The organism is Undibacterium sp. Ji22W (assembly GCF_049340305.1).
Lineage (GTDB): Bacteria > Pseudomonadota > Gammaproteobacteria > Burkholderiales > Burkholderiaceae_D > Undibacterium.
Genome location: NZ_JBMPOU010000001.1, coordinates 914,095 through 938,385 on the forward strand (window position 1 = coordinate 914,095; position 24,291 = coordinate 938,385).

Below are 24,291 nucleotides of genomic sequence, written 5' to 3' on the forward strand. Positions count from 1 at the left end.
TCGCCCGCCTACGGGAGAGGGGATGTTCAGTTTAATTTAATAGGGTAAAACAGCATCCGGCTTAACTGCCAAAATTGCCGCTTTCAACGCCGCCTGAATCCTTACCAAAGCGTCCGGTGTCTCAGCTTCAAAACGCATCACGATGACTGGCGTCGTATTCGATGAGCGTGCCAAACCAAAGCCGTCAGGATATTCAACGCGTAAGCCATCGATATTGATGATCTCAGTTGATCCGGGAAAGTTTGCATTCTTTTGCATCTCAGCGATGATGGCAAAGTTTTCGCCTTCATTCAATTTCAATTGCAATTCTGGCGTGCTGGTCGATTGCGGCAAGTCATTGAGGGTTGCCGTCATGTCCGTAACTTTGCTCAAAATTTCTAGTAAGCGCGCACCAGCATACATGCCGTCATCAAAACCATACCAGCGGTCTTTGAAGAAGATATGACCACTCATTTCACCGCCCAAGGGGGAACCAGTTTCTTTGAGTTTGGCTTTGACCAGCGAATGCCCAGTTTTCCACATTAATGGAACGCCGCCATGATTTTTGATCCAACTCGATAAATGACGCGTGCATTTCACGTCGTATAAAATTTGTTCGCCCGGATGGCGGTTCAAAACATCGGCGGCAAATAACATGAGTTGGCGATCGGGATAAATGATTTGCCCGTCTTTCGTCACCACACCCAAGCGGTCACCATCGCCATCGAAGGCCAAGCCAATTTCCGCATCGGTGGTTTGTAAACAGCGGATCAGATCTTGCAAATTTTCTGGATGTGCTGGATCGGGATGATGATTCGGGAAATTGCCATCGACTTCGCAAAATAATTCTGTCACTTCGCAACCCATGGCGCGATACAAGTCTCCAGCGAATGCACCAGCAACGCCATTGCCGCAATCAATGGCGATCTTGATTTTGCGCGTGAGCTTGACATCACTGACGATGCGCTCGAGATAGGCGGCTTTGATATCGTGAGTACTGTAACTACCTTCGCCAACCGCGAAGTCTTTTGCGACGATTCTGTCGTACAACGCGAGTATCGTATCGCCATAAATCGCTTCACCCGCCAGCACCATTTTGAAACCATTGTAGTCAGGTGGATTGTGGCTACCGGTGACCATAATGCCGGATGTCGCACCCAACACATTGGTGCCGAAATACACCATAGGCGTAGCGACCACACCCAGATCAATAACATTGATGCCTGTGACTTGTAAGCCCTTGGCTAATGCAGCGCTCAGAGATGGACCAGACAAACGGCCATCGCGACCTATCACGACGGTCTTTTCACCTTTTGCCAATGCGGCGCTACCAAAGGCTTGACCGATCGCGTAAGCGACGTCCGCGTCTAAGGTCTTATCAATGATGCCGCGGATGTCGTAGGCTTTAAAAATACTTTTGGAAAGTAGGGACATAATGTTCTCTATCTAAAAAATACAAATTTTTCTTAAAAAACTTTGCGGCAGTTGATATTTTTCCCGCGTAGGCGCGAACCCGGTGGCCTAAAAGCTGAACGTCACAGGATCGCTGCCCAAGAAGGGATGACACATCGATATTTTGAACTTAACAGAACGGCGTTAGTTTTCTCTGCGCCTAAGTTTTGTTCTTTATCTGCCAAATAAAATCTTCAATACCGCACTGAGGCTGATATTCAACCACCAATTTCTGTATCAGGCTGCGTACTTTTTCATAATTGAAATTGCTGCATGCCAGGTCTAATTCTTCCAAGGCAGCTTGTAAATCTGCCCAAGCTAATTCTGCTTCTTGGGCACGCATGATCAGTGGATGTGTGGTGCGTTCTACGTTGTCACCAATCAGTAATTCTTCATATAGTTTTTCACCAGGACGCAAACCGACTTCACGGATTTCTATCGTGCCTTCCGGATGGTCTGCCGACTTCACTTCTAAACCACATAAATGGACCATGCGACGCGCTAAGTCGATGATGCGCACTGGTTCGCCCATATCGAGCACAAAGACGTCACCGCCTTGCCCCATCGCTCCGGCCTGCAAAACCAATTGCGCTGCTTCGGGTATGGTCATGAAATATCGCGTGATGTCTGCATGGGTTAAAGTAATCGGTCCACCTTGCATAATTTGCTTGCGAAATAAAGGGACGACCGACCCTGAGGAGCCTAGCACATTGCCAAATCGGACCATGCAAAATCGGGTGCTTTTTTGACGGCGCGCATTTGCCTGCAAGATTAATTCAGCTAAGCGCTTAGTTGCTCCCATTACATTGGTAGGACGCACTGCTTTATCGGTAGAGATCAAAACGAATTGTTTAACGCCTGCATCGATCGCAGCTTGTGCCAATTTAAAAGTGCCGAAAACATTGTTGCGTATGCCTTCGATAGGATTGTGTTCGACCAACGGCACATGCTTGTAAGCTGCTGCGTGATACACCGTATCAATTTGAAAACCACGGAAAATTTTATCGAGCTTGGCGCTGTCATGTATTGAACCTAAGAAAGGTTTTATCTCGCAGACCAGTTGCAATTGATCGCGCAGTGCCGACAATTCCTGTTCTATGGAATACAGAGAAAATTCCGACATTTCTAAAAGCATCAGGCTGTTGGGTTTCTGTCGCAAAATCTGACGACATAATTCTGAGCCGATTGAACCGCCCGCGCCACTGACCAGAACGTTTTTATTGGTGATGCAAGTCGCCAATAAAGCTTCGTCTGGTTCAACTTGATCGCGTCCTAACAAGTCTTCAATCTCGACATCACGAATATCTTGCACGCGTAATTCACCGTTAATCAAGCTTTTGATCGAGGGCGTGACTTTGACACGGACTTTGTAAATTTCTAGCTGATCGAGAATTTGTTTTTGTTTAGCCTTTGAAACGCTGGGCAAGGCGAGCAAGACTTCATTAATGCCAAAATTTTTGACCAATTGTGGAATCGCCTCAACTGGGTAGACTTTGATCCCGGCAATTGAGGAGCCGTGCATCGCGAGATTGTCGTCGATGAAAGCAATGCAATCGAGTTCATGTCCTGCTCGCAAAGCGTTGGCGAGTTGCATACCTGCGGTGCCAGCACCATAAATCGCAATTTTGATTGCGTTTGGATTGCGCCTTAGCCCACCGAGGTAAGCGCGTGCAGCCAATCGACTAGCACCCACATAAAGAATGGCGCCAGACCAGTAAATGACAAAGACCGCACGCGAGATCGCGTTTAGCTGCAACATGAAGCTGAGAAACGCCAGTGCCAAAACAGATAGCGTTACACCAATCACGACCACGCTAACCATCTTTTGATCGATATAGCGTATGACAGCGCGGTACAAGCCTATCTTGATAAAAATAGGAATTGCGAACAAAGGCACGGCGGCTATTAGCCATGCGTAGTGTTTGATTAATTCAAGATTGACCGTTTCATAGCGCGTTAAAATTGCCAGAATAAATGCCAGCGGTAAAAAAATAGCATCGACCAGTCCAGCAATAATTTGCTTATGGATGCGTGGAAGATTAATTAAGATATGCATCATGATGGGATGGTCGGTTCAAGTTGTTTTTGCCTGTTCTTTCTTGTCCGTTGTCGCGTATCAATGGGTGACGCCATCACGCTTAATTACTTTGAAAAAAGTGCGAAACAAAATTTTAATATCCAATATTAGCGATTGATGCTGCAAGTAATAGGCATCTAATTCGACTTTCTGCGGAATGGGCAATTCATCGCGGCCGTTGATCTGCGCCCAACCTGTCAAGCCGGGAACAATAGTATGAACTTGTTTTTCTGTACGGAGGGCAATTAAATCTGCTTGATTGTAGAGCGCTGGTCGTGGACCTACGAAGCTCATATCGCCTTTAATAATGCTCCACAATTGCGGTAATTCATCGAGGCTGGACTTTCGTAGAAAAGAACCGACGGGTGTTAAGTATTGATCCGGATTTGTCAGTAAATGCGTTGCGACTGCTGGAGTGTCAATCAACATAGAGCGAAACTTTGGCATTTTAAAAATCTGATTGTAACGACCGACGCGATCTGACCAATAGATGATGGGGCCTTTTGACGTCAGTCGTACCATCAGAGAAACAATGATGAATGGCAATAGCAGAATAACTGCAGCAATGAATGCGAGGACTAAATCGGCTAATCGTTTCATAAATTCGAACTCTCGGTTTCTCTTTTTATTTGTTGTTGGTTGATACTAAGCTGGCAGCACTTTCGCGCAATCCTTGCTGCACAGAATACGGCGGAGTCCACTGCATAAGGTCGCGCGCTTTACTGCTATCAATGCTTAAGGACTGGCATAAGCGATCAGCGATATTTTTTTTGCCAATTAAGGTGGCAGAAAAGTTAATTAAACCGGCAGGGAAGGGAAGTAAACGTGAAGGTACTTCTAATGCCTTTGCCGCTTCGCGCAAGAGTTCCGTGGTCGATAAATCCTTACCGTCAGAAATCAAAAAGACCTGATTGTAAGCTTGCGGATTTTGCACACAATGCAAAATGAAATCTGTCAGATTTTTGACAAACACAAAGCTGCGCTGATTGTGGATACTGCCTAACGGTAAGGGAATTTGTTTCTTGACCCAAATTAATAAACTTAAAAAGTTGGCGGCCACCCCTCTGCCATACACTAAAGGTGGACGAATAATCGTGATCGCCATGCCGGTGCGTTGACCTAGCGCTAGCAATGCCGCTTCTGCTTCTTGTTTGGAAATGCCGTAAGGGTCGCTGGCTTGCGGCTTATCACTCTCTGTGAATGCCTCTCCCAGTGCTGTCATCTCGCCATTCACTTTGACCGAACTAAGGTAAATGAATTGGCCGACACCAGCCGCAGCTGCTTGTTCTGCTAAGCGTAGTGTTCCATGCAAATTGACTTCACGAAAAGCAGCTAACGGATCTGCCTCGGTATCATTCATCACGTGTACTCGCGCGGCACAATGAATAACGGTATGCACGTTCGTCAAATACACATGCCAATCTGTATTGCGATCGATGGTGCCGATAACGGGTGTTTGTGAATCGGATGTTGAGCTTCCACGTACGGGACAAATGACTTCGCGATTTTGCGCCAATGCCATTTGTAATAGGTGCGATCCGACAAAGCCTGTTGCGCCAGTGATGAGAATATTATTTTTCATGTTGAGGCAACTAGGGTTGTGAGCGTTGCGCGCTCTTGGCCGAGTAGGCAGCGTTCAAACGCAAATAGCGACGCAGCAAGAACTTAGAAAAACTATGGAAGAACCACAGCGCGTGCCGCGAAAAAATATTCCGGTTCCTATGTGCTGCGGTATGAATTGCTTTTAAGTGCGGGTAATAGTGTACGGCTTGTTGATGTAAACGACGTGCGCGATAGCAGATATCAACATCTTCAAAGTACATAAAATAGCTGGGATCAAATCCACCTAAAGCCTCGTACAGAGCCGGTGTGAAAGCCAAAAATGCACCAGATGCCCATTCCACTGGAATGTCTTCAAGCGCCACTGCGATCCGATCTTTATCGTAGGTTTCGCTAAAGGTATTGATCAATGGCATTTTGATGATTGAGAGCATGCCTGGAAAGTGGCGGATATTTTTATCCGGCATAGTCATCGCCTGATCGCGATACAAATTGAGTGTCGCGAGCGCATGGCCAGACTGCTGCATTTTTTCTGTTAGTGCAAAAACAGTTTCGGGTGCTACTGTAATGTCTGGATTCATGACTAGGAAAATATCATCCGTTTGAAAACTTGACTTTTGCCGTATCAGATCGAACAGATAATTATTGTTTTCACCAAAGCCTAAACCTGCATCTGCATCAGTATAAAACACCTGATGTCGCGCACAATACGCTTTTAAATTTGCGGCAGGTTTATTGTCCTTGATCCAGATAGTCAGACCCGCCGGTGCCTTCAGCAAACCACCTAGCGCACTGCTAATTAACAGGTCTTCATGACCATGACTAATAATCGCGACATGTATCATGCAGGCAATCTCACTGAATTTTTTTGCTTAGCCTGGCTTTGCATCATGATGGAGGGCATTCTTGATCCTGCGAAGTTGTCTTATTTTGTTTAAATAGCCGTTGCGCTGCGAAGTGTAAAAGTACCCAATCCACCGTAACGCGGCAGACCCAGGCAAAGGCAGCGCCAATTAAGCCAAATTGCTTGGTCAGCACTACTAGCAAGGCCGTATAGAAAAATAATTCGAAGACATGGAACAGCGCGGTCGTCTTGGTATTTCCTGTCGCGTGCAACAGAGTATATGGTACTACAGCGATGCCGTTAATGAAGGTGCCAAATACTAATACCACAGTGATTGGAAAGGCTTTTTGTGCAAATTCTGGTGAAATCCACCATGCGAATCCGGGATAGGCCACGAGCAAGGTCAATAAGCATAGACCCGCCATGATTTTTGCCATGCGGCGCAAATTAGTCGCATATGACTGATGTAAGTCAGTGCGCGAAGCGATGGTGGCAAAAACTGGCATCAAGGCGCCGCAAATCGCAATCGGAATCATCAATAAACGCATTAAACCTTCTTGCGGAATTGCATATTCCGATAGCTTGTCGGCACCCACTAAAGCGCTGACAAAGAAACGGTCGCCATACACCATGAGTGGACTGACAATGCCGGTGATGGTGACCCAAAAACCATAGGAGACTAGCTGCCGGATTTGTAGCTTGATGCCGCCAAAATCTTGTTTGATGGGTGTTAATTTATGGCGAATGATTAAGTAGTGTTTAAGTTGAAAACATCCATACGCCACCGTAATCAATCTGGCTAGTACCAGATAAACCGTAATTTTCCACAAGCTAGAACCATGCATCATGATGGATAGCGCGGGCAGAATAAACATGCAAAATCCAAGAAATATCTTATTGATATTGGATTCTTTAAATTGCCCTAAACCCTCGAGTGCACCGCGCATACCGCTGGTGAGTGTGGCCGGAATCACGCCTAAAGCCGTTATCTGTAAAGCGATTTTTGTATCGTGCTGCCACGCTGGTGTTATTTTTAGCCAGTCGTGTGCGAGTGGGTAAGCGAAACCCATAATCAGAAAAAATCCCAATACACCGGTGACTGCGGTAAGTAGTAAGCCTGCTTTTAAGATGTTATGAATGGCGCTTCGCCGCGCTTCCGGCAGAGCGTCGAGCATGGCAGTCCGCAAACGGCTTATTTCATAGGTTAGTGCTCGGCCAGCGCCAAAATCAAAAAAATTGAAATAACCGATTAATGCCCAAATCAAAGTTAAGACACCGAAGCCCTCAGCACCTAGTTGCTTGAGCGTGTAAGGAATGCAAACTGCCGCCGCCAATAAAGGAGAGCCGCTACCAACCAGATTCCAGATAGTGTTCTTTTTGAGTGACATATTAGTTGGCTGTGCTTTGCAATTTTTCTGACGCCATACTTTGAAGGCAACTCTGCAATGCTAGATCCCAGTCTGGCAATGGGATGCCAAATTCTTGACTGAATTTTCTTTTGTCGAGACATGAATTCTTAGGGCGTTGCGCAGGAGTTGGATAGGCTGAGCTTGGAATGCCTTGTATCTTGGGAAGCGGAAAGCTCAACAAGCCGAATTGCGCTGCGTGAGCAACGATACGCTGGCTGAACTCGCACCAATTGGTGTAGCCATTTGGAGTTAAGTGGTAAATGCCTTGATGTTGTTGCCACCATGCCGCCGTGGTTTCCGCATGTGTTTTTGCATGCGTCACGTCGTTCTTCAATTGTAGAATAACTTGTTTGACGGTTTCACTTAAAAATAAAGTAGAGCTTGGTGTTCCCCATTGATCATTGACGATATTGAGTTCCGTTTTTTCCTTCGCTAAACGCAAAATCGTTAACAGAAAATTTTTACCAAAATCGGAATAGACCCAGCTGGTGCGAAAAATTAAGTGCGCGCATCCGCTCTTCACAATCGCTTGTTCACCTGCTAGCTTACTCGCACCGTAGACATTTAGAGGGGCACATGTATCGCTTTCGCTGTAGGATGCGCGCTCACCAACGGCAATTGACTTGCTACCATCAAACACATAGTCGGTCGAAAAATGGATCAAGCCTATCCCCAGGTTTTTTGCTTCCTGAGCGAGAATGGCCGGTGCTTCCGCGTTGACGCGAAAGGCGAGTTCGCTTTCTTTTTCTGCCAAATCGACGGCAGTGTATGCCGCAGGATTGATGATCAAATCCGGTTTGCATTGTTGAATGTAAGGCGCGATGGATGCGATATCTGATAGATCCAATTCAGCACGTTGCGGCGTAATGATTTCACCCACATCTTGCAAGGCTTTTGCTAAGCTACGACCAAGTTGACCGCTGGTGCCCGTCAACAAGATTTTCATGCGAAAACCTCAGCGTCGGCGAATAATTTACCTTGCTGATCTTTGCCGGACAACGATGGCGCACCATGGAGCACGCCATCCAGCGGCCAGCTGATTGCCAATGTAGGATCGTTCCATAGCAAACAGCGTTCGTGTTCAGGTGCCCAATAATCGGTTGTTTTATAGAGAAATTCTGCATATTCGCTGGTGACAATGAAGCCATGTGCGAAGCCTGGCGGTATCCACATTTGTCGTGAATTACTAGCGGATAAAACAGCCGATGTCCATTTGCCAAAATTCGGTGAGCTGCGACGCAGGTCGACTGCAACGTCGAACACTTCGCCTGCAATCACGCGCACTAATTTACCTTGCGCCTGTTGAATCTGGTAGTGCAATCCACGTAACACACCTTTGGCCGAGCGGGAGTGATTATCCTGCACAAACTCGGTATGTACACCAGTACAAGCGGCAAAAGTTTTTGCATTAAAACTTTCATAAAAAAAGCCGCGGTCATCGCCAAATACTTTGGGCTCTAAAATCAAGACTTCAGGTAAATCTGTTTGAATAATATTCATAGCAGGTGCTTCGCGGATATTTAAAAACTCTTGTGGTTCAACAGGCGCAATAAGTATTGGCCGTATTCGTTTTTCTTCAGAGGTTGAGCTAAGTCTTCAAGTTCTGCCGGGCTGATATAGTCCTTACGGAAAGCGATTTCTTCCGGACAGGCGACTTTTAATCCTTGGCGCTTTTCGATCGTGGCGATAAATTGACCAGCTTCCAATAGCGAGTCATGCGTACCAGTATCTAACCATGCCATACCGCGTCCCATCAATTCAACTTTGAGTTGACCTTGCTGCAAATAGACGTTATTGACATCAGTGATCTCTAACTCGCCACGTGCTGATGGTTTGATGTTGGCCGCGATATCGCAAATCTGTTGATCGTAAAAATACAGACCAGTCACGGCATAGTTTGATTTTGGCTTGAGCGGCTTTTCTTCTATGCTGAGTGCATTCCGTTGGTCGTCAAAGTCAACGACGCCATAGCGCTCAGGATCATGGACGTGATAGGCGAACACGGTAGCGCCATTTTGATTGTCGTCTGCGCTACGCAGCATGGCTTCGAACTCATGTCCGTAATAGATGTTGTCGCCCAAAATTAAGGCAGATGGTGAGTTGCCGACAAATTCTTTACCAATAATGAATGCCTGCGCCAAGCCATCAGGTGAGGGCTGCACTGCATAACTGAGATTGATGCCCCACTGCGAACCGTCGCCGAGTAACTCTTGAAAGCGTGGTGTATCTTGTGGTGTCGAAATAATTAAAATATCGCGCATACCGGCTAACATCAATGATGTCAGCGGGTAGTAAATCATTGGTTTATCATAGATCGGCAGTAACTGCTTGGATACAGATTTGGTGACAGGATACAGCCTTGTGCCGGAGCCGCCCGCCAGAATGATGCCTTTGCGTTGTGCTTGTGCCATGTTCGTCTCTTATGCTCGTTTTTGTTCTAATTAGTTTTTTGTTTGGTATTGCAAACTTACCCAGTTCTTGTATTCTCCAGACAAAACTTGCTCAGTCCATGCATCGTTTGCCAAGTACCAACTCACTGTTTTACGCAGACCAGTTTCAAAAGACTCGGCAGGTTTCCAGCCTAGTTCACGCTCGATTTTGCGGGCATCAATCGCATAGCGTTTATCATGTCCCGGTCTATCTTTAACGTGGCGGATCTGATCACGGTAGCTGCCAGCCGGTTTAGCTTGCAATTCATCGAGCAGGTCGCAAATGCTATGGACGACGTTGAGATTGGTCTTTTCATTCCAACCACCAATGTTATAGGTTTCTCCTGGGCGACCAGCTTCTAAGACGCGACGTATCGCAGTACAGTGGTCGCTTACATATAACCAGTCACGGACCTGACTACCATCGCCATAGATCGGTAAATCTTTGCCAGCCCGCGCATTTGTGATGACTAAAGGGATGAGTTTCTCAGGAAAGTGCAGGGGGCCGTAGTTATTGGAACAATTAGTTGTCAGTGTCGGCAGACCATATGTGTGATGATAGGCGCGTACTAAATGATCGGACGCCGCCTTCGATGCGGAGTAAGGACTATTCGGGGCGTAAGCAGTCGTCTCTGTGAACGGTGGGTCATGCGCTTCCAGGCTGCCATAGACTTCATCTGTTGAAACATGCAAAAAGCGGAATGCCGCTTTTCGGTCTTCTTCGAGACATTGCCAGTACGCGCGTACTGCTTCCAGTAAGCTAAAAGTGCCATTCACATTTGTCTCAATGAACGCAGCTGGGCCATGAATGGAGCGATCTACATGGCTTTCTGCTGCAAAATGTACAATCGCTCGGGGTTGGTGTTTCTGCAGCAGCTGCTTCAGGATTTCGCTGTCATTGATATCCGCTTGGACAAAAATATGTCGTTCATCATTTTTTAGACTGGCTAGATTGTTGAGATTGCCTGCATAGGTCAATTTGTCAAAATTGATGACAGCTTCTTGACTTTGATCCAACCAATCCAAAACAAAATTTGCGCCTATGAAGCCTGCGCCACCAGTGACTAAAATCATGCGGAGTTCCGATCCTGTTGAGGTTGTCACTGATGCTTTTAATTAAGCTACCAATGAGATTTTCAATGAAAACCCGCAATTTTACGCCACTTGCGTCCGAAGTCGTCAGAATTGCGCCGCTTTTTTTGCTTTTGGAACATTAATTTAATTGTAAAAAAAATAGTGTTTTGACTGATATTTGAGGCGATCGGTATTTTTCGTGTTCCAGTCGAAAAAAAACAGCATTTCACTCTTGAATTGTGGAATACCCACCTCATTTACATGGGCAATGGTTGATTTTTATGGAGATTGTTAATGCAAGAGCAAGATAAACCAGTAGAAAATACTGAAACAATAGCAACAACTATCGATGCCGAAGCGCTGCAAGCAGCTGTTGCTGAAAATCAGGTTGAACCCGAATCGGTGATCGAACCGGGTGTTTCTGCAGATACTTTAGCGCAGTTAGAAGCGAAAGTGCTGGAATTGCAAGATGCGTTCATGCGCGCAAAAGCCGAAGGTGAAAACATTCGTCGTCGCGCTCAAGAAGATATTTCAAAGGCGCACAAATTTGCGATTGAAAGCTTTGCTGAGTCTTTAGTGCCTGTCAAAGATAGTCTGGAAATGGGCTTAAAGATAGAAACGCAAACAGTGGAAGCAATTAAAGAAGGCGTAGAAATGACGCTAAAGCAATTGAATTCTGCTTTTGAGAAAAATCGCCTGCTAGAGATTAATCCACAACAGGGCGACAAGCTAGATCCGAGCAAACACCAGGCTGTTTCTATGGTGCCAGCAGAACAAGAAGCAAATACGATCGTTACTGTTTTGCAAAAAGGTTACATGATTGCAGATCGTTTATTGCGTCCAGCCTTAGTTACTGTTGCACAAGCAAAGTAAAAACTTAGTAAAACAGTAGATAAAACAGTTGAAAAGCTAGATAAAACGCATAAAAACCTAGTAAATAGTAAAAAGCGACTTGAAAAACAGGTTTTTTGCCATACATCAGAAACAGACGAGCCCAGTAATGCATTGATTTCTTACTGAGTGCTCACCAAGTTCAAAAATATAATTTTTAAAGATAGGGAAATATCATGGGAAAAATGATCGGTATTGATTTGGGTACAACCAACTCTTGCGTTGCAGTCATGGAAAATGGCCAGCCAAAAGTAATCGAGAACGTCGAAGGCGCGCGTACGACGCCATCGATCATTGCTTACCAAGAGGATGGCGAAATTCTGGTTGGTGCATCTGCGAAGCGCCAAGCGGTAACAAATCCAAAGAACACTTTGTATGCTGTTAAGCGTTTGATCGGTCGTAAGTTCGATGAAAAAGAAGTGCAAAAAGACATCGGTCTGATGCCTTACACCATTTCTAAGGCAGACAATGGCGATGCATGGGTGTCTGTGCGTGACAAGAAATTGGCGCCGCCACAAATCTCCGCAGAAGTTTTGCGCAAAATGAAAAAAACTGCTGAGGATTACCTCGGTGAAGAAGTGACAGAAGCAGTCATTACTGTTCCTGCTTACTTCAATGATGCACAACGTCAAGCAACGAAAGACGCCGGACGTATCGCTGGATTGGACGTTAAGCGTATCATCAATGAACCAACGGCTGCGGCATTGGCGTTTGGTCTGGACAAAAAAGAAAAAGGCGATCGTAAGATTGCGGTCTATGATTTGGGTGGTGGTACTTTCGACGTATCCATTATCGAAATCGCGGACGTAGATGGCGAAATGCAATTCGAAGTATTGTCCACGAACGGCGATACCTTCTTAGGTGGTGAAGATTTCGATCAACGTATCATCGATTACATCATCGACGAATTCAAAAAGATCAACGGTTTGGATTTGTCTAAAGATCCTATCGCTTTGCAACGTATTAAAGCGTCTGCAGAACGCGCTAAGATTGAATTGTCTAGCTCACAGCAAACAGAAATCAACGAGCCGTACATTGCGATGGCAAATGGCGCACCGGTGCATTTGAATTTGAAAATCACACGCGCTAAGTTAGAAGCTTTGGTTGAAGAACTGATCCAAAAGACGATGGACCCTTGCCGCATGGCGATCAAAGATGCGGGCGTGAAAACTTCTGACATCGATGACATCATCTTGGTTGGTGGTATGACTCGTATGCCTAAGGTTCAAGAATTGGTCAAAGAATTCTTCGGCAAAGAACCTCGTAAAGACGTAAACCCAGACGAAGCGGTTGCAGTTGGTGCTGCGATTCAAGGTTCTGTCTTGTCTGGCGATCGTAAAGACGTCTTGTTGTTGGACGTAACGCCTTTGTCTTTGGGTATCGAGACTTTGGGTGGCGTGATGACGAAGATGATTCAAAAGAACACCACGATTCCAACCAAGTTCAGCCAAGTATTCTCTACTGCGGATGACAATCAACCAGCGGTAACGATCAAGGTTTACCAAGGTGAACGCGAAATCGCTGCACGTAACAAAGGTTTGGGCGAATTCAATCTGGAAGGTATTCCACCATCAGCACGTGGCACGCCACAAATTGAAGTTACTTTCGATATCGATGCCAACGGTATTTTGCATGTAGGTGCAAAGGACAAAGCGACTGGTAAAGAGAATAAAATCACCATTAAAGCAAACTCAGGTTTGACTGAAGATGAAATTCAAAAAATGGTGAAAGATGCTGAATTGAATGCGGAAGAAGACAAAAAAGTCAAAGAGTTGGCTGAGTCCCGCAATCAAGGTGATGCCTTAGTTCATTCAACAAAGAAAGCATTGGCAGAGCACGGCGATAAGTTAGATGCTGGCGAAAAAGAGAAGATTGAAGCAGCGATCAAAGAGTTGGAAGACGTATTGAAATCTGGCGATAAAGCAGAAATCGATACTAAACTCGGCAATTTGTCGACAGCGTCTCAAAAGTTAGGTGAAAAAGTGTATGCAGACATGCAAGCACAACAAGCCGCTGCCGGTGGTGCTGCAGGTGCCGCACCAGGTGCAGATGCGAAACCACAAGACGATGACGTGGTAGATGCTGACTTTAAAGAAGTGAAAGATAACAAGTAATTGAAACTTGTCCGACATTGAATTTGTTTGACTCAATGTCGGTATCTCGCCGGGTAGTGTGATCGTGCTTTGCCGCGATGCTCTACTCGGCGTTTTCGCGTAATGTGACTCTATAAAAACAAGGTGTAATCGAGATGGCGAAGCGTGATTTTTACGAAATTCTGGGTGTTGCGAAAAACGCCTCGGAAGATGAAATCAAAAAAGCTTATCGCAAGATGGCGATGAAATATCATCCGGATCGTAATCCGGATAGCAAGACTGCGGAAGAAAAATTTAAAGAGGCAAAAGAAGCCTACGAAATGCTTTCCGATGCACAAAAGCGCGAAGCTTATGATCGCTATGGACATGCTGGTGTCGACCCGAATATGGGTGGCGGCGGCGGTGGTGGCGCAGGTTTTGCGGATGCTTTCGGTGATATTTTTGGTGATATCTTCGGCGGTGGTCGTGGTCGCAGTGCTGGTCCACAAGTGTATCGCGGTGCAGATTTGCGCTATAACCTTGAGATCACTCTTGAGCAAGCTGCGAATGGTTTTGATACAACGATCCGTGTACCTAGTTACGATGAGTGCGACACTTGTCATGGTTCCGGTGCGAAACCAGGAACGTCTCCTGTCACTTGTACCACTTGCGGTGGGCATGGTCAGGTACGTATGCAACAAGGTCTCTTTAGCATTCAACAAACTTGCCCTAAGTGCCACGGCACAGGCAAGATGATTCCTGACCCATGTAATCCATGTAATGGTACGGGTCGTATCAAACGCAATAAGACTTTGGAAGTGAAGATCCCTGCCGGTATTGATAACGGTATGCGTATTCGTTCTTCTGGTAATGGCGAGCCTGGCATCAATGGTGGTCCACCTGGCGATTTGTATGTAGAAATTCACATCAAACAACACGCCGTATTTCAGCGTGAAGGCGATGATTTGCATTGTGAAATTCCAATTTCCTTTGTAAAAGCTGCTTTGGGTGGTGATATCGAAGTGCCTACTTTGAGTGGTAAGGCAACGTTTACGATTCCAGAAGGTACGCAATCGGGTAAGACCTTCCGTTTACGCAGCAAAGGCGTAAAGGGCGTGCGCTCTGGTTATGCGGGTGATTTGTTCTGTCACGTGGTGATAGAGACACCGGTAAAATTGACTGAGAAGCAGAAAGATTTATTGCGTAGTTTTGAACAACTGACGACAGAAGGTGGTTCTAAACATAGTCCGCAAAGTAAATCTTGGATGGATAAAGTGAAAAAATTCTTTGAATAAAGAAAATTTCTGATGATGAAAAGAAAAGCGCAGATGAATTTTATCCGCGCTTTTTTTTGGGCGGCAATTTCAAGGCATTGATTTTGTAAGGTCAAATTCGATGAGATACTCTAAAAAAGGTAGAATGTCGTCGGTCAAAATAGGGAAAGAGCAATATGAGAGAAGTCATACGCGGAAGCGTTACACCAGATCAACTATTTGAAAATAATCGCGATTGGGCTGCGGAGATACTGAGCCGGGACGCCAATTTTTTCAATAAATTGGCGGAACAGCAAAGCCCTGAATACCTATGGATAGGTTGTGCCGACAGTCGTGTTCCCGCGAATGAATTATTGGGGCTATTGCCAGGTGAATTGTTTGTACATCGCAATATTGCTAATTTGGTCGTGCATTCTGATCTAAATTGCCTATCTGTGTTGCAGTTCGCGGTGGATGTGTTGAAAGTAAAACACGTCATCGTGTGTGGACATTATGGTTGTGGTGGCGTGCAAGCGGCTTTGACTGGTCGTCGTGTAGGGCTAGCTGACAATTGGTTACGCCATGTGCAGGACGTGCATCAGAAACATGAAAAATATTTGGGTGAAGTGTTGCCAGAAAAAGATCGCGTTAATCGCTTATGCGAATTGAATGTGATTGAACAAGTGGTCAACGTATGCCAAACCACGATCATTCAAGACGCGTGGGAGCGTGGACAGTCTGTAGAAGTGCATGGCTGGGTATATGGCATTCAAGACGGTTTATTAAATGAACTCGGTATGTCTATCAAGTCCCCGCAAATGTTGGCGCCACATCTGGAACGTAGCTTGGCGCGTTACGCTGAATAAATTCTCGATTTAGTAGGGAATGCGACAAACAAAAAAGCGAAGCATCCGTATTAAGGGGCTTCGCTTTTTTGTTGGATCAATAATTGATGAGCATTGTCGACACCTGGTGATTCGAGGGTAAAAATATTTTTAAAATGCCGAGACAAAATATCCGCTGATCGTAGACAATAGCGAGCTTTTCTTGATGGCGATTGTCGCTATTAATTTACATTCCATTTCCACTGTTCTCGATGAAATTATCAGTAAACAATTCTCGCCTCAATGGTCTTGATACGCTGCGTGCCTGCGCTATCTTACTGGTATTGATGTATCACTATATGGTCTTCGTAAGTCACGAACCTAGTTTCGGGTTTCTCAGTGAAATCGGTTGGGTTGGTGTCGATCTGTTTTTTGTTTTAAGCGGTTATCTGATTGGTAATCAGATCTTTTCTGGTTTAAAAAGTGAATACGGATTTTCGCTCAAGACTTTCTATATTCGCCGCGCACTACGCACACTGCCGAATTTTTATGTAGTACTCGCCATTTATTTCCTATTTCCAATCGAGGCGGGAGGTAAAGCTGTGACCCCACTTTGGAAATTTTTAACATTCACACAGAACTTTGACCTAAAGCCGGGTTCGGCGTTTTCACATGCATGGTCGCTCAGTATTGAAGAACAGTTTTATGTCGCTTTGCCCTTAATTGCCATCGCGACTATTACTTATTTGAAATCGGCGCGGGCAATGTGGTTGGTTTTGGTCGGTGCAATGAGCGCTGCTGCATGCATGCGTTATCTGATGTGGCAGAAAGTCGGTGACGACTATACGCAGTATTACGTACATATTTACTATTCAACTTGGTGTCGTTTTGATGAATTATTGCCTGGCGTAGCGCTCGCTTTACTGAAAAATTTTCATCCACAAATCTGGACGCGTTCGCTTAAATATGGGCACTTGAGTTTATTGGGTGGCGCCGTCCTGACCGGTGTCGCCATGTATTTATTCACCTTCTATAGCTATGTGGAAGGACAAGGCTTTTTATGGTTCACCACGACGTTTGGCTATAGTTTATTGGCTGGCGGATTTGCTTTACTGACTTTGGCAGGACTTAGTCCCAATTCGCGTTTATATCGTTGGCGTATTCCCGGTGCTTCAGTTTTGGCCTTGTGGTCATACGCGCTGTATTTGGTGCATAAACCGCTCATGAATGCTTTGATCCGTCCTTTTGAAGCTTGGGGCATATCCGTCAAATCTTGGATAGGCATAAGTAGCATGTTTGTGCTAAGTTTGCTGGCGACGTATGTTCTGTATCGCCTTGTGGAAACACCCTTCATGCGATTACGTGATCGCTATTTTCCTTACAAATAAAGGTGAATTTGTCCCAGTTGGGCTTTCGCCCTGACCCGAATTACTTGGCAAACTGTTCGTAGCGATCTGGAATACTAGAGCTCTTAGTCATTTCTAGTGTTTCTGTATGTCTTATAGCGTTGTCTGGTTTAAACGCGATTTACGTTTGCACGATCATGCTGCTTTGTATGAGGCTGCATCACGTGGACCGTTTTTATGTTTGTATGTGGTTGAGCCTGGTTTGTGGGCACAAGCTGATGCGGCACGTCAGCACTTTGAATTTATCTTAGAAAGCTTGCGTGATCTGTACATCGCTTTGAAACAACATGGTGGTCGTTTGCATGTAGTGACTGGCGATATCATTGAAGTGCTCACGGCTTTGCATGATCAAGCGCCTTTTCAAAATTTATGCGCGCATGAAGAAACCGGAAATTCATGGACTTATCAACGCGACTTGGCTGTAGGGCGCTGGTGTCGCGCGCATCAAGTTAATTGGCAGGAGTTTCGACAGTTCGGCGTAGTGCGCCGCTTGGCTGATCGCGATCATTGGAAGGCGGGTTGGGATACGCATGTTGAACAAATTTGTTTACCCATCCCAGCGCAGATGCAATTTGTAGATCTACCCTGGCAAGATACCGTGCCACCCTCGGCAAATCGACTTCACCTGAATCAACCCGATCCACCGCGCAGACAACGCGGCGGGAGACAAGCGGGCCTAGCAGTTTTATCGTCATTCTTACATGAGCGTAGCACCTATTATCGCGGTGGAATTTCTTCGCCCTTGTCCGCGCCGGATGCTTGCTCTAGGCTCTCGCCCTATCTGACTTTCGGTTGTCTGAGTTTGCGCGAAATCGTCCATGCCACTGCACAGCGCATGGAACAACTGCATGATGATCCTCTATTTTCAAGACACCCATCGGCCACGCGGATGAAGCAAGGTTTAAATGCCTTCGTCAGTCGTTTGTACTGGCATTGTCACTTCATCCAAAAGCTGGAATCTGAGCCTGAAATTGAATATCAAAACATGCATCGTGGCTACGATGGTTTGCGCGAAAACGATTTTAACGAGGCGCATTTTCAGGCATTCACGCAAGGGCGTACTGGCTGGCCTATGGTCGACGCTTGTATCGCGATGTTGCGCGAAACGGGCTGGATTAATTTTCGTATGCGCGCGATGTTGGTGTCTGTCGCATCGTATCCGCTATGGCTAGATTGGCGTCAAGTAGGCGCGTGGTTGGCAACTCAGTTTTTAGACTATGAACCCGGCATTCACTGGAGCCAGATGCAGATGCAATCTGGCACGACGGGCATCAACGTGCCACGTGTCTATAATCCAATCAAGCAAGCGCATGATCATGATCCGAAAGGCGTATTCGTGCGACGTTGGTTGCCTGCGATGCGTAAGGTACCAGATCTGTTTTTGTTTGAGCCTTGGACGATGCCGGCGGATGTACAGGTCGCATGTGGTGTTAAGTTGGGGCGCGATATACCGATTCCTGTGGTCGATCTTGAGAATGCGACACGTGAAGCCAAGGCCAAATTATTTGCGGTACGAGGCCAGTCAGAGGTTAGGGCGGGTAAATCGGCTATCGTAAAAAAGCATGCTTCAAGAACGGTACGTAAAACGAAGCACGCAAAACGCGGGGCGACCGAGGAAAGGGGCGACTCTAATTCCAGTTCTGAGAGAGGAGCAGCATCGCAGTTGGGTTTCGATTTTTAGGGTAGATGCATACCTGCATCATCGAAAGATTCGATATGCTGTTTGAGAACCTTCGGTGTACAAGCTCATACAAGAGATGGCTAAGATTTTTTAAGCTTCTACGTTAAATTTGAATTGTGCTGAATTTAATTCTCTTTACCCAAATCGGTTTTCCACCAAGTGAATTTTCATTTAGCAGTTTTACTGCAACGTATTTCGCCTTGGTGGGTTCATTCATTGTTATGTTAACTGGCGCGTATTTACATTTGTCATTGGTCGCAACGCTGTTGCACGCTGAATCACCGTACCCGATGCGAGTTTAAAGACACTGACCACTTCGACCATTCGGGCCGCCTGTTGATTTAAACTCTCGGCAGCAGCCGCTGCTTCTTCTACTAAGGCCGCATTTTGTTGCGTGACATCATCTAACTCGGTAATCGCTTGATTGATTTGTTCAATGCCGATTGTTTGTTCATGGGCAGTTGCGCTAATTTCGCCAATTAAACCTGCTACTTGTTTGACGCGTGTCACAATATCTTCCATCGCATTGCCAGCACTTCCAACTAAACGGCTACCTGCTTCTATCTTCTCTACGCTGGCGCCAATTAGGTTCTTAATCTCTTTTGCAGCTTCGGCAGAGCGTCCGGCAAGGCTGCGTACTTCGCTGGCAACCACAGCAAATCCACGGCCCTGTTCGCCTGCTCGTGCAGCCTCTACGGCGGCATTTAAGGCCAAGATGTTGGTCTGAAAGGCAATCCCATCAATCACGCCGATAATGTCTGCAATTTTCTTCGATGCACCAGTAATCTCTTGCATCGTGGCGACCACTTGGCCGACAACGACACCACCGTTCACCGCGGCATCACTCGCTGCACTTGCCAATTTATTTGCTTCACGCGCAGTTTCTGCATTTGTTTTGACCGTCGAATTCAATTCTTCCATGGACGCAGCGGTTTCTTCCAAATTACTCGCTTGGGTTTCAGTTCGCTGCGATAAATTTGAATTGCCCGCTGCAATTTCACTGGAGCCTGTAGATATGCTTTCTGCACATTCTCGCACTTCACCCACCATTTTTGACAAGCCATCTCGCATGTCGCGCATGCCGCTAAGTAATTGTGCGGCTTCGTCGCTACCGTCGACATCGATGTCCGAAACTAAATCACCGCTCGCAACACGTGCAGTTGCCTCTAAAGCCGATCCAAGTGGTTGTGTGATACTGACCGTCATGCGCCATGCTAAATATGCTGCAACGACTAACATGAAGAGACCAGCTACGCTGATCGCCAAAACCGTAGAACGATTGCTGGTATTGGTTTGCTCAATGACTTCCACACGTCTTTGTTTTTGCATCCCAATGAAAGCTGCCAATTCAGCCGACGCTTTGACTGAAATAGGATCAATCTTTTTTGTGATGACTGCAGCTGATTGTTCGGTGTTAAATTGAGCTGCGAGATCAACTGCCTCTTTGAAATAGGCATCCATCTGCTTGTCAATTTCTGCGAGCCGCGCGAACAATTCTTTTTCTTTGCTATTTAATCCTAATGATTCTAGTTTTGTTTTTGCGGTGAGATACTGGTTGCGATAGCGCTTGGACTCTGCTTCATCTTTCTGCAATGCCGTTGTATCTGTCTGCAACCCCATATTGCGTACCGAAACAGCGCTACTTAGCAGGTTGTCGCGCATTTCGACGGCAAGGTCTTGTTGCTGGTTGGCCCGTTGCAAACTATCAATCAATGCTGTACGGCTTTCGCGTAGGCTATACAAAGCGGCGGCTAACATTCCAGTGGCGGCTAATAAAGTGATGCCGAATCCCAAGCCTAGTCTGAGCCCAATACTGAAATTTCGTAGTTTCATGTTTCACTCTTGAATTTGAGTTTTAGTGATCAAAGCTAGTGGGCTGCGAAATAGTGCGCATTTGCACCTAGCTTGTCATATGACGCTGGAATCGAAGCTTTAGAATGGTCGTTGATGTCAACGACCAAAGATTCATTTCCTGGATGGTTGTTGCCTAGTTTTTATAAATGCCACAACCTACCAAAGTATCGCCAACGCGTTCAAGATACATCGCCTTGGATTCGATTTTTTGAGTTACAGGATTAAGAAATTTATAGCCTTCTACCCATCCTTTACCTTTGCTTTTCGCAAGATCCACAAACATTTGAATCAGTGGTTTGCCATCCGGATCTTTTAATCCGATCAAGTCTTTGCCGACTAATTTAGGATTTGCGCCTTGCGCTAAGTTTTTGCCGTTCAAGTCGTAGACGATGATGTATAAATCACGGTCTTTAAATAATTTTCCATGGGTGAATTCCTCGTAAGACTTTTCTGCACCATTTGATTTGATATAGGCGACGGCTTTCTTCACCATTGCCTCTGCTTCAGGTGCAGTGCCTTTTTCACTCGCGAACGCAAGACCCAGCGAAACGTAAAACATGGCGCACATACTTAACAGCAATTTTAAATATTGATTGATATTTTTAGTACTCATGACTTGTCTCCAAAGTAAATGGGCAAACTTAACAACCAACAAAAAAATTGTCCGTTGCTTCTAAAACTACGAGGCTAGGTTGATGGATGAAGGTGTACCTAGAATTACTTCTAGGTCATCCTCAAAATGCAAGAACCCTGAGGCTAGTATAGGAGATTGCTTTTGGGAAAGCCATCGTCTGTGAATGACAGGACACAGAATTTAGAAAAATACTTAATTACCGTGTTTTATTGACCAACATCAAGTTGTACCGCCTGAGCCGGTGTTTTTATTGATTCATGACGGTTTGTTGGGGCCGAGCAAAAAACACAACAGGCAAATTTAAAGTCGGCAGTTGTCGACATTACTAGCGTTAGGATGCCGAGTAGATGATTTGAAATCTATATTTATTTTAAGCGAATAAGGTTCGATATGCGTATCTGAACCCTTTGTGCAGATGATTTCAGGTGCAAGTGTTAGCGTAGAGCTGGACGAATAGTTTCAGTATATCTTTGTATTGGTGCCTACCAAGATGCGGGTCTAAAAATCACGATTCTTCTGATCACTAGACTTAAACCGCATGACCTCAGCACCACGCAACGCCTGATGTTTGGTTTTGCGACCAGACACTCTTGCCCGCCACATTCTGAAGCTGGATGCTTTCATGGCGCTGCGCATCAGCCGGATCACGGCGCTTTCATCTAAGCCGAATTGACGTTGAATGGCGTCGAAAGAGGTTCGGTCTTCCCACGCCATTTGTATGATTCTATCGACGATAGCTTGATCGATTTGCTGCATCGTCGTTTAGGCTTTTTTCGCCCACGCCATGCACCAGCCTTTGCCATTCACTTGCTTGCCACCCAATGCGGCACAGTTCGCCCATGCGTCTGCCGGCTTGCCTTGGAAAAGCATGCAGTTGCTGCAGTTTTTGCCGGCAGCGTATGCTGGATATTTCTTGGTGTCGACTTTGCTTGCGTCATGCTTGTAACCTAGTGCCGTTGCAGCTGGCGCATTTTCGTCTATGTGGTTTGCTTGGGCGCTGGCTTTGAGAGCAACTCCCAGACTCAAGGCAGCTGGAATAGTGTGAATTAGGAACTGGCGACGTGAATTCATGATGATTTCCTCTAGTTTGTGGAGTGATAAAAGTGCTTTGTTGATGCGGTGTTGTGTGTAAAGTGCAGACTTTGTCGATCAGTTTGTGAATTTTCTTTACTGGACCGGCTTACGCCATAGTGGGCGAATTTTTAAGAAGCCTTCGTACAGATAATCTAATGCACGAATCATCCATGCTTGGCCCAAAAAAGGTGTGATCCATTTTAGTGCAGGTAGTTGCCGCCACATCATGACGAATGCTGCGGCTCCGGATACTAGCATTCCATTTTCATCACGAGCGTGCAATTTGGCTAGTGCTTGCGTTCGCTCAAGCTGTGTTCCCAAAGCTATGTCTGCACAGCGACTGGCATCAATCCATTCAATTCGTTCTGCGCCTTGCCAATTCTGATAGGTGGCAATTTCTTTCGCGCATAAAGGGCAGGCACCGTCGAAATAAATAGTGCATACCTTCGCGGTATTGGCATGTAAGTTGGTTATTTCTTTGCTCATACAGAATTACCTTGGTTTTCTATTAGGACTAACAAGTGTTAATCAATGTGAACACAAAATGTATTCAATGCCTTTAGCTTAGACCAAAGTGAAATAATTGTCCAACAAGTGAACCGTAAAAACTTGTGTTATTATTGATTTATTCGGTTCAATGTCGGTTCTTTTGATGATTCATCAAAGTCGTGCCGAATCTTCTCTCCGTTTCGCTGTTTTAACCTGCACCTAAAGTGAGTCACTATGAACAATGAATCGCAAAAGTCCTCTGCAAATGATGCCAACTCCACCTACCGTAGTGGCGCGGCTGCTCGTTTGTCTGGCGTACCGGTAGAAACCCTACGTGTGTGGGAACGACGCTATGGTGTGACCGATCCGACGCGCTCAGAACGTGGTCAACGCCAATACTCGTTTGAAGATGTCCGGCGACTTGGCCTGATTAAACAACTCGTCGATGCGGGTAATTCGATCGGCGCAGTTGCGCACTTGGACTTGCAACAACTACTGGGGATGTTGAGCGCGGTTGCGAATTTGCCAGCGACCCAATCACAAGTCCAAGTGAGCAATGGACTCTTGCGTATTGCTTTAGTCGGTGTCATGTTGCGTCAGTCTCTGATTAATCTCAATCCGGAACAAAGTAAGCTGAGCCTAGTTCAAACTGCCTTCAATTTGAAACAAGCAGAGTTGCAGCTAAAGGACGTGAAGGTCGATGTGCTGGTTGTTGAACAAGGCGAACTTACTGCACCCGAAGAACAGATTCCACTTTTGAACACCGCGCAAAAGGCTTGTCAAGCAACGGCTGTTTTGATTTTATATCGCTTCGCATCGAGCGATGCGATTCGTCAAATGCGACTCGCAGGGTTTCATGTCGCGCGTATTCCTGCCGACATGCTGGAGATTGACCATTTGTGCCGGGTGGCTTTGGCACGTGCATTGACGCTAGTCGAACAGCAAGGTCGCATAGGGCGAGCTAAAAAGAGCGTGACGAAATCCGATACTTCTCGCATTAAACGTCCAAATGCGATTCCTGCACGCTTGCTTGATGATGATAATCTGATGCACATAGCCAAGTTTGCGACCAGCATCCACTGTGAATGTCCAAGACACTTGGTTGACTTATTACAGATGCTCACCAGTTTCGAGCGCTATAGCGCGCAATGCGAAAATCGGAATGAAGATGATGCGAGTTTGCATCGCGACTTGCACTATACCGCGGCACACGCGCGTTCGGCCTTAGAGCAAGCCTTGGTGCGAGTCGCTCAGGCTGAAGGCATACAATATTGAGATGGCATTTTCTC

Annotated in this window: 22 protein-coding genes; 7 read left to right on the plus strand and 15 right to left on the minus strand. The window is 46.0% G+C overall.

All coding sequences use genetic code 11. The features are described from left to right. Window positions 1–36 precede the first annotated feature (36 nt). The 10 genes from ACO0KW_RS03745 to rfbB form a co-directional block, all read right to left on the minus strand. Window positions 37–1,413, minus strand: coding sequence for a phosphomannomutase/phosphoglucomutase (locus ACO0KW_RS03745; RefSeq protein WP_423050775.1), 1,377 nt, complete (start codon window positions 1,411–1,413; stop codon window positions 37–39). A 178-nt stretch (window positions 1,414–1,591) separates the two neighbouring features. Further along, window positions 1,592–3,490: a polysaccharide biosynthesis protein gene (locus ACO0KW_RS03750; RefSeq protein WP_423050777.1), complete on the minus strand. Its 1,899-nt coding sequence runs from the start codon at window positions 3,488–3,490 to the stop codon at window positions 1,592–1,594. Between the two features lie 57 nt (window positions 3,491–3,547). After that, window positions 3,548–4,108 (minus strand): sugar transferase, encoded by a 561-nt coding sequence (locus ACO0KW_RS03755; protein ID WP_423050779.1) that lies wholly within the window; start codon window positions 4,106–4,108, stop codon window positions 3,548–3,550. Window positions 4,109–4,133: 25 nt separating this feature from the next. Next, window positions 4,134–5,090 (minus strand): UDP-glucose 4-epimerase family protein, encoded by a 957-nt coding sequence (locus tag ACO0KW_RS03760; RefSeq protein WP_423050781.1) that lies wholly within the window; start codon window positions 5,088–5,090, stop codon window positions 4,134–4,136. A gap of 10 nt (window positions 5,091–5,100) precedes the next feature. Beyond that, the gene (locus ACO0KW_RS03765) at window positions 5,101–5,913 is read right to left on the minus strand and encodes a glycosyltransferase (RefSeq protein ID WP_423050783.1); all 813 of its coding nucleotides are present in this window, start codon (window positions 5,911–5,913) and stop codon (window positions 5,101–5,103) included. Between the two features lie 43 nt (window positions 5,914–5,956). Next, window positions 5,957–7,300 carry a flippase gene (locus ACO0KW_RS03770; protein WP_423050785.1) on the minus strand — a complete coding sequence of 448 codons (1,344 nt, stop codon included), beginning with the start codon at window positions 7,298–7,300 and terminating at the stop codon, window positions 5,957–5,959. Window position 7,301: 1 nt separating this feature from the next. After that, window positions 7,302–8,267 carry a dTDP-4-dehydrorhamnose reductase gene (gene rfbD, locus ACO0KW_RS03775; RefSeq protein WP_423050787.1) on the minus strand — a complete coding sequence of 322 codons (966 nt, stop codon included), beginning with the start codon at window positions 8,265–8,267 and terminating at the stop codon, window positions 7,302–7,304. Continuing rightward, the gene (gene rfbC / locus ACO0KW_RS03780) at window positions 8,264–8,821 is read right to left on the minus strand and encodes a dTDP-4-dehydrorhamnose 3,5-epimerase (protein ID WP_423050789.1); all 558 of its coding nucleotides are present in this window, start codon (window positions 8,819–8,821) and stop codon (window positions 8,264–8,266) included. Before rfbC ends, rfbD begins: the two co-directional genes overlap by 4 nt. Window positions 8,822–8,841: 20 nt before the next feature. Continuing rightward, entirely contained in the window at window positions 8,842–9,732 is an 891-nt protein-coding gene (gene rfbA / locus ACO0KW_RS03785) for a glucose-1-phosphate thymidylyltransferase RfbA (protein ID WP_423050790.1), read from the minus strand. 30 nt (window positions 9,733–9,762) lie between these two features. Next, window positions 9,763–10,824 (minus strand): dTDP-glucose 4,6-dehydratase, encoded by a 1,062-nt coding sequence (gene rfbB / locus ACO0KW_RS03790; protein ID WP_423050792.1) that lies wholly within the window; start codon window positions 10,822–10,824, stop codon window positions 9,763–9,765. Between the two features lie 294 nt (window positions 10,825–11,118). Between rfbB and grpE the strand changes: the two genes are divergently transcribed. From grpE to ACO0KW_RS03820, 6 genes are all read left to right on the plus strand, one after another. Next, the gene (grpE, locus tag ACO0KW_RS03795) at window positions 11,119–11,697 is read left to right on the plus strand and encodes a nucleotide exchange factor GrpE (RefSeq protein WP_423050794.1); all 579 of its coding nucleotides are present in this window, start codon (window positions 11,119–11,121) and stop codon (window positions 11,695–11,697) included. Window positions 11,698–11,891: 194 nt separating this feature from the next. Continuing rightward, the gene (gene dnaK, locus ACO0KW_RS03800) at window positions 11,892–13,829 is read left to right on the plus strand and encodes a molecular chaperone DnaK (RefSeq protein ID WP_423050796.1); all 1,938 of its coding nucleotides are present in this window, start codon (window positions 11,892–11,894) and stop codon (window positions 13,827–13,829) included. Window positions 13,830–13,963: 134 nt separating this feature from the next. Beyond that, window positions 13,964–15,082: a molecular chaperone DnaJ gene (dnaJ, locus tag ACO0KW_RS03805; RefSeq protein WP_423050798.1), complete on the plus strand. Its 1,119-nt coding sequence runs from the start codon at window positions 13,964–13,966 to the stop codon at window positions 15,080–15,082. A gap of 155 nt (window positions 15,083–15,237) precedes the next feature. Continuing rightward, entirely contained in the window at window positions 15,238–15,906 is a 669-nt protein-coding gene (gene can / locus ACO0KW_RS03810) for a carbonate dehydratase (RefSeq protein WP_423050800.1), read from the plus strand. A 230-nt stretch (window positions 15,907–16,136) separates the two neighbouring features. Next, window positions 16,137–17,252 (plus strand): acyltransferase family protein, encoded by a 1,116-nt coding sequence (locus ACO0KW_RS03815; RefSeq protein ID WP_423050802.1) that lies wholly within the window; start codon window positions 16,137–16,139, stop codon window positions 17,250–17,252. A gap of 106 nt (window positions 17,253–17,358) precedes the next feature. Beyond that, window positions 17,359–18,951, plus strand: coding sequence for an FAD-binding domain-containing protein (locus tag ACO0KW_RS03820; RefSeq protein ID WP_423050804.1), 1,593 nt, complete (start codon window positions 17,359–17,361; stop codon window positions 18,949–18,951). A gap of 219 nt (window positions 18,952–19,170) precedes the next feature. Here the strand turns inward: ACO0KW_RS03820 and ACO0KW_RS03825 are convergent, their stop codons facing one another. The 5 genes from ACO0KW_RS03825 to ACO0KW_RS03845 form a co-directional block, all read right to left on the minus strand. Then, window positions 19,171–20,784: a methyl-accepting chemotaxis protein gene (locus tag ACO0KW_RS03825; protein ID WP_423050806.1), complete on the minus strand. Its 1,614-nt coding sequence runs from the start codon at window positions 20,782–20,784 to the stop codon at window positions 19,171–19,173. A gap of 154 nt (window positions 20,785–20,938) precedes the next feature. Then, a complete protein-coding gene (locus ACO0KW_RS03830) occupies window positions 20,939–21,418 on the minus strand; it encodes a cache domain-containing protein (protein WP_423050808.1) in 480 nt (159 codons plus the stop codon). 519 nt (window positions 21,419–21,937) lie between these two features. Then, window positions 21,938–22,195, minus strand: coding sequence for a TIGR03643 family protein (locus tag ACO0KW_RS03835; protein WP_423050810.1), 258 nt, complete (start codon window positions 22,193–22,195; stop codon window positions 21,938–21,940). Between the two features lie 6 nt (window positions 22,196–22,201). Further along, window positions 22,202–22,510, minus strand: a complete 309-nt coding sequence (locus tag ACO0KW_RS03840; protein ID WP_423050812.1) for a high-potential iron-sulfur protein — start codon at window positions 22,508–22,510, stop codon at window positions 22,202–22,204. 96 nt (window positions 22,511–22,606) lie between these two features. Then, window positions 22,607–22,999 (minus strand): thiol-disulfide oxidoreductase DCC family protein, encoded by a 393-nt coding sequence (locus ACO0KW_RS03845; protein ID WP_423050815.1) that lies wholly within the window; start codon window positions 22,997–22,999, stop codon window positions 22,607–22,609. Window positions 23,000–23,236: 237 nt separating this feature from the next. Between ACO0KW_RS03845 and ACO0KW_RS03850 the strand changes: the two genes are divergently transcribed. Further along, window positions 23,237–24,277 (plus strand): MerR family transcriptional regulator, encoded by a 1,041-nt coding sequence (locus ACO0KW_RS03850; RefSeq protein ID WP_423050817.1) that lies wholly within the window; start codon window positions 23,237–23,239, stop codon window positions 24,275–24,277. Window positions 24,278–24,291: the final 14 nt, after the last annotated feature.

Excerpts from the sequence above, each read along its gene's own strand:
- ACO0KW_RS03745 (WP_423050775.1), bottom strand. The coding sequence starts at position 1,413 with ATGTCCCTACTTTCCAAAAGTATTTTTAAAGCCTACGACATCCGCGGC.
- ACO0KW_RS03750 (WP_423050777.1), bottom strand. The coding sequence starts at position 3,490 with ATGATGCATATCTTAATTAATCTTCCACGCATCCATAAGCAAATTATT.
- ACO0KW_RS03755 (WP_423050779.1), bottom strand. The coding sequence starts at position 4,108 with ATGAAACGATTAGCCGATTTAGTCCTCGCATTCATTGCTGCAGTTATT.
- ACO0KW_RS03760 (WP_423050781.1), bottom strand. The coding sequence starts at position 5,090 with ATGAAAAATAATATTCTCATCACTGGCGCAACAGGCTTTGTCGGATCG.
- ACO0KW_RS03765 (WP_423050783.1), bottom strand. The coding sequence starts at position 5,913 with ATGATACATGTCGCGATTATTAGTCATGGTCATGAAGACCTGTTAATT.
- ACO0KW_RS03770 (WP_423050785.1), bottom strand. The coding sequence starts at position 7,300 with ATGTCACTCAAAAAGAACACTATCTGGAATCTGGTTGGTAGCGGCTCT.
- rfbD (WP_423050787.1), bottom strand. The coding sequence starts at position 8,267 with ATGAAAATCTTGTTGACGGGCACCAGCGGTCAACTTGGTCGTAGCTTA.
- rfbC (WP_423050789.1), bottom strand. The coding sequence starts at position 8,821 with ATGAATATTATTCAAACAGATTTACCTGAAGTCTTGATTTTAGAGCCC.
- rfbA (WP_423050790.1), bottom strand. The coding sequence starts at position 9,732 with ATGGCACAAGCACAACGCAAAGGCATCATTCTGGCGGGCGGCTCCGGC.
- rfbB (WP_423050792.1), bottom strand. The coding sequence starts at position 10,824 with ATGATTTTAGTCACTGGTGGCGCAGGCTTCATAGGCGCAAATTTTGTT.
- grpE (WP_423050794.1), top strand. The coding sequence starts at position 11,119 with ATGCAAGAGCAAGATAAACCAGTAGAAAATACTGAAACAATAGCAACA.
- dnaK (WP_423050796.1), top strand. The coding sequence starts at position 11,892 with ATGGGAAAAATGATCGGTATTGATTTGGGTACAACCAACTCTTGCGTT.
- dnaJ (WP_423050798.1), top strand. The coding sequence starts at position 13,964 with ATGGCGAAGCGTGATTTTTACGAAATTCTGGGTGTTGCGAAAAACGCC.
- can (WP_423050800.1), top strand. The coding sequence starts at position 15,238 with ATGAGAGAAGTCATACGCGGAAGCGTTACACCAGATCAACTATTTGAA.
- ACO0KW_RS03815 (WP_423050802.1), top strand. The coding sequence starts at position 16,137 with ATGAAATTATCAGTAAACAATTCTCGCCTCAATGGTCTTGATACGCTG.
- ACO0KW_RS03820 (WP_423050804.1), top strand. The coding sequence starts at position 17,359 with ATGTCTTATAGCGTTGTCTGGTTTAAACGCGATTTACGTTTGCACGAT.
- ACO0KW_RS03825 (WP_423050806.1), bottom strand. The coding sequence starts at position 20,784 with ATGAAACTACGAAATTTCAGTATTGGGCTCAGACTAGGCTTGGGATTC.
- ACO0KW_RS03830 (WP_423050808.1), bottom strand. The coding sequence starts at position 21,418 with ATGAGTACTAAAAATATCAATCAATATTTAAAATTGCTGTTAAGTATG.
- ACO0KW_RS03835 (WP_423050810.1), bottom strand. The coding sequence starts at position 22,195 with ATGCAGCAAATCGATCAAGCTATCGTCGATAGAATCATACAAATGGCG.
- ACO0KW_RS03840 (WP_423050812.1), bottom strand. The coding sequence starts at position 22,510 with ATGAATTCACGTCGCCAGTTCCTAATTCACACTATTCCAGCTGCCTTG.
- ACO0KW_RS03845 (WP_423050815.1), bottom strand. The coding sequence starts at position 22,999 with ATGAGCAAAGAAATAACCAACTTACATGCCAATACCGCGAAGGTATGC.
- ACO0KW_RS03850 (WP_423050817.1), top strand. The coding sequence starts at position 23,237 with ATGAACAATGAATCGCAAAAGTCCTCTGCAAATGATGCCAACTCCACC.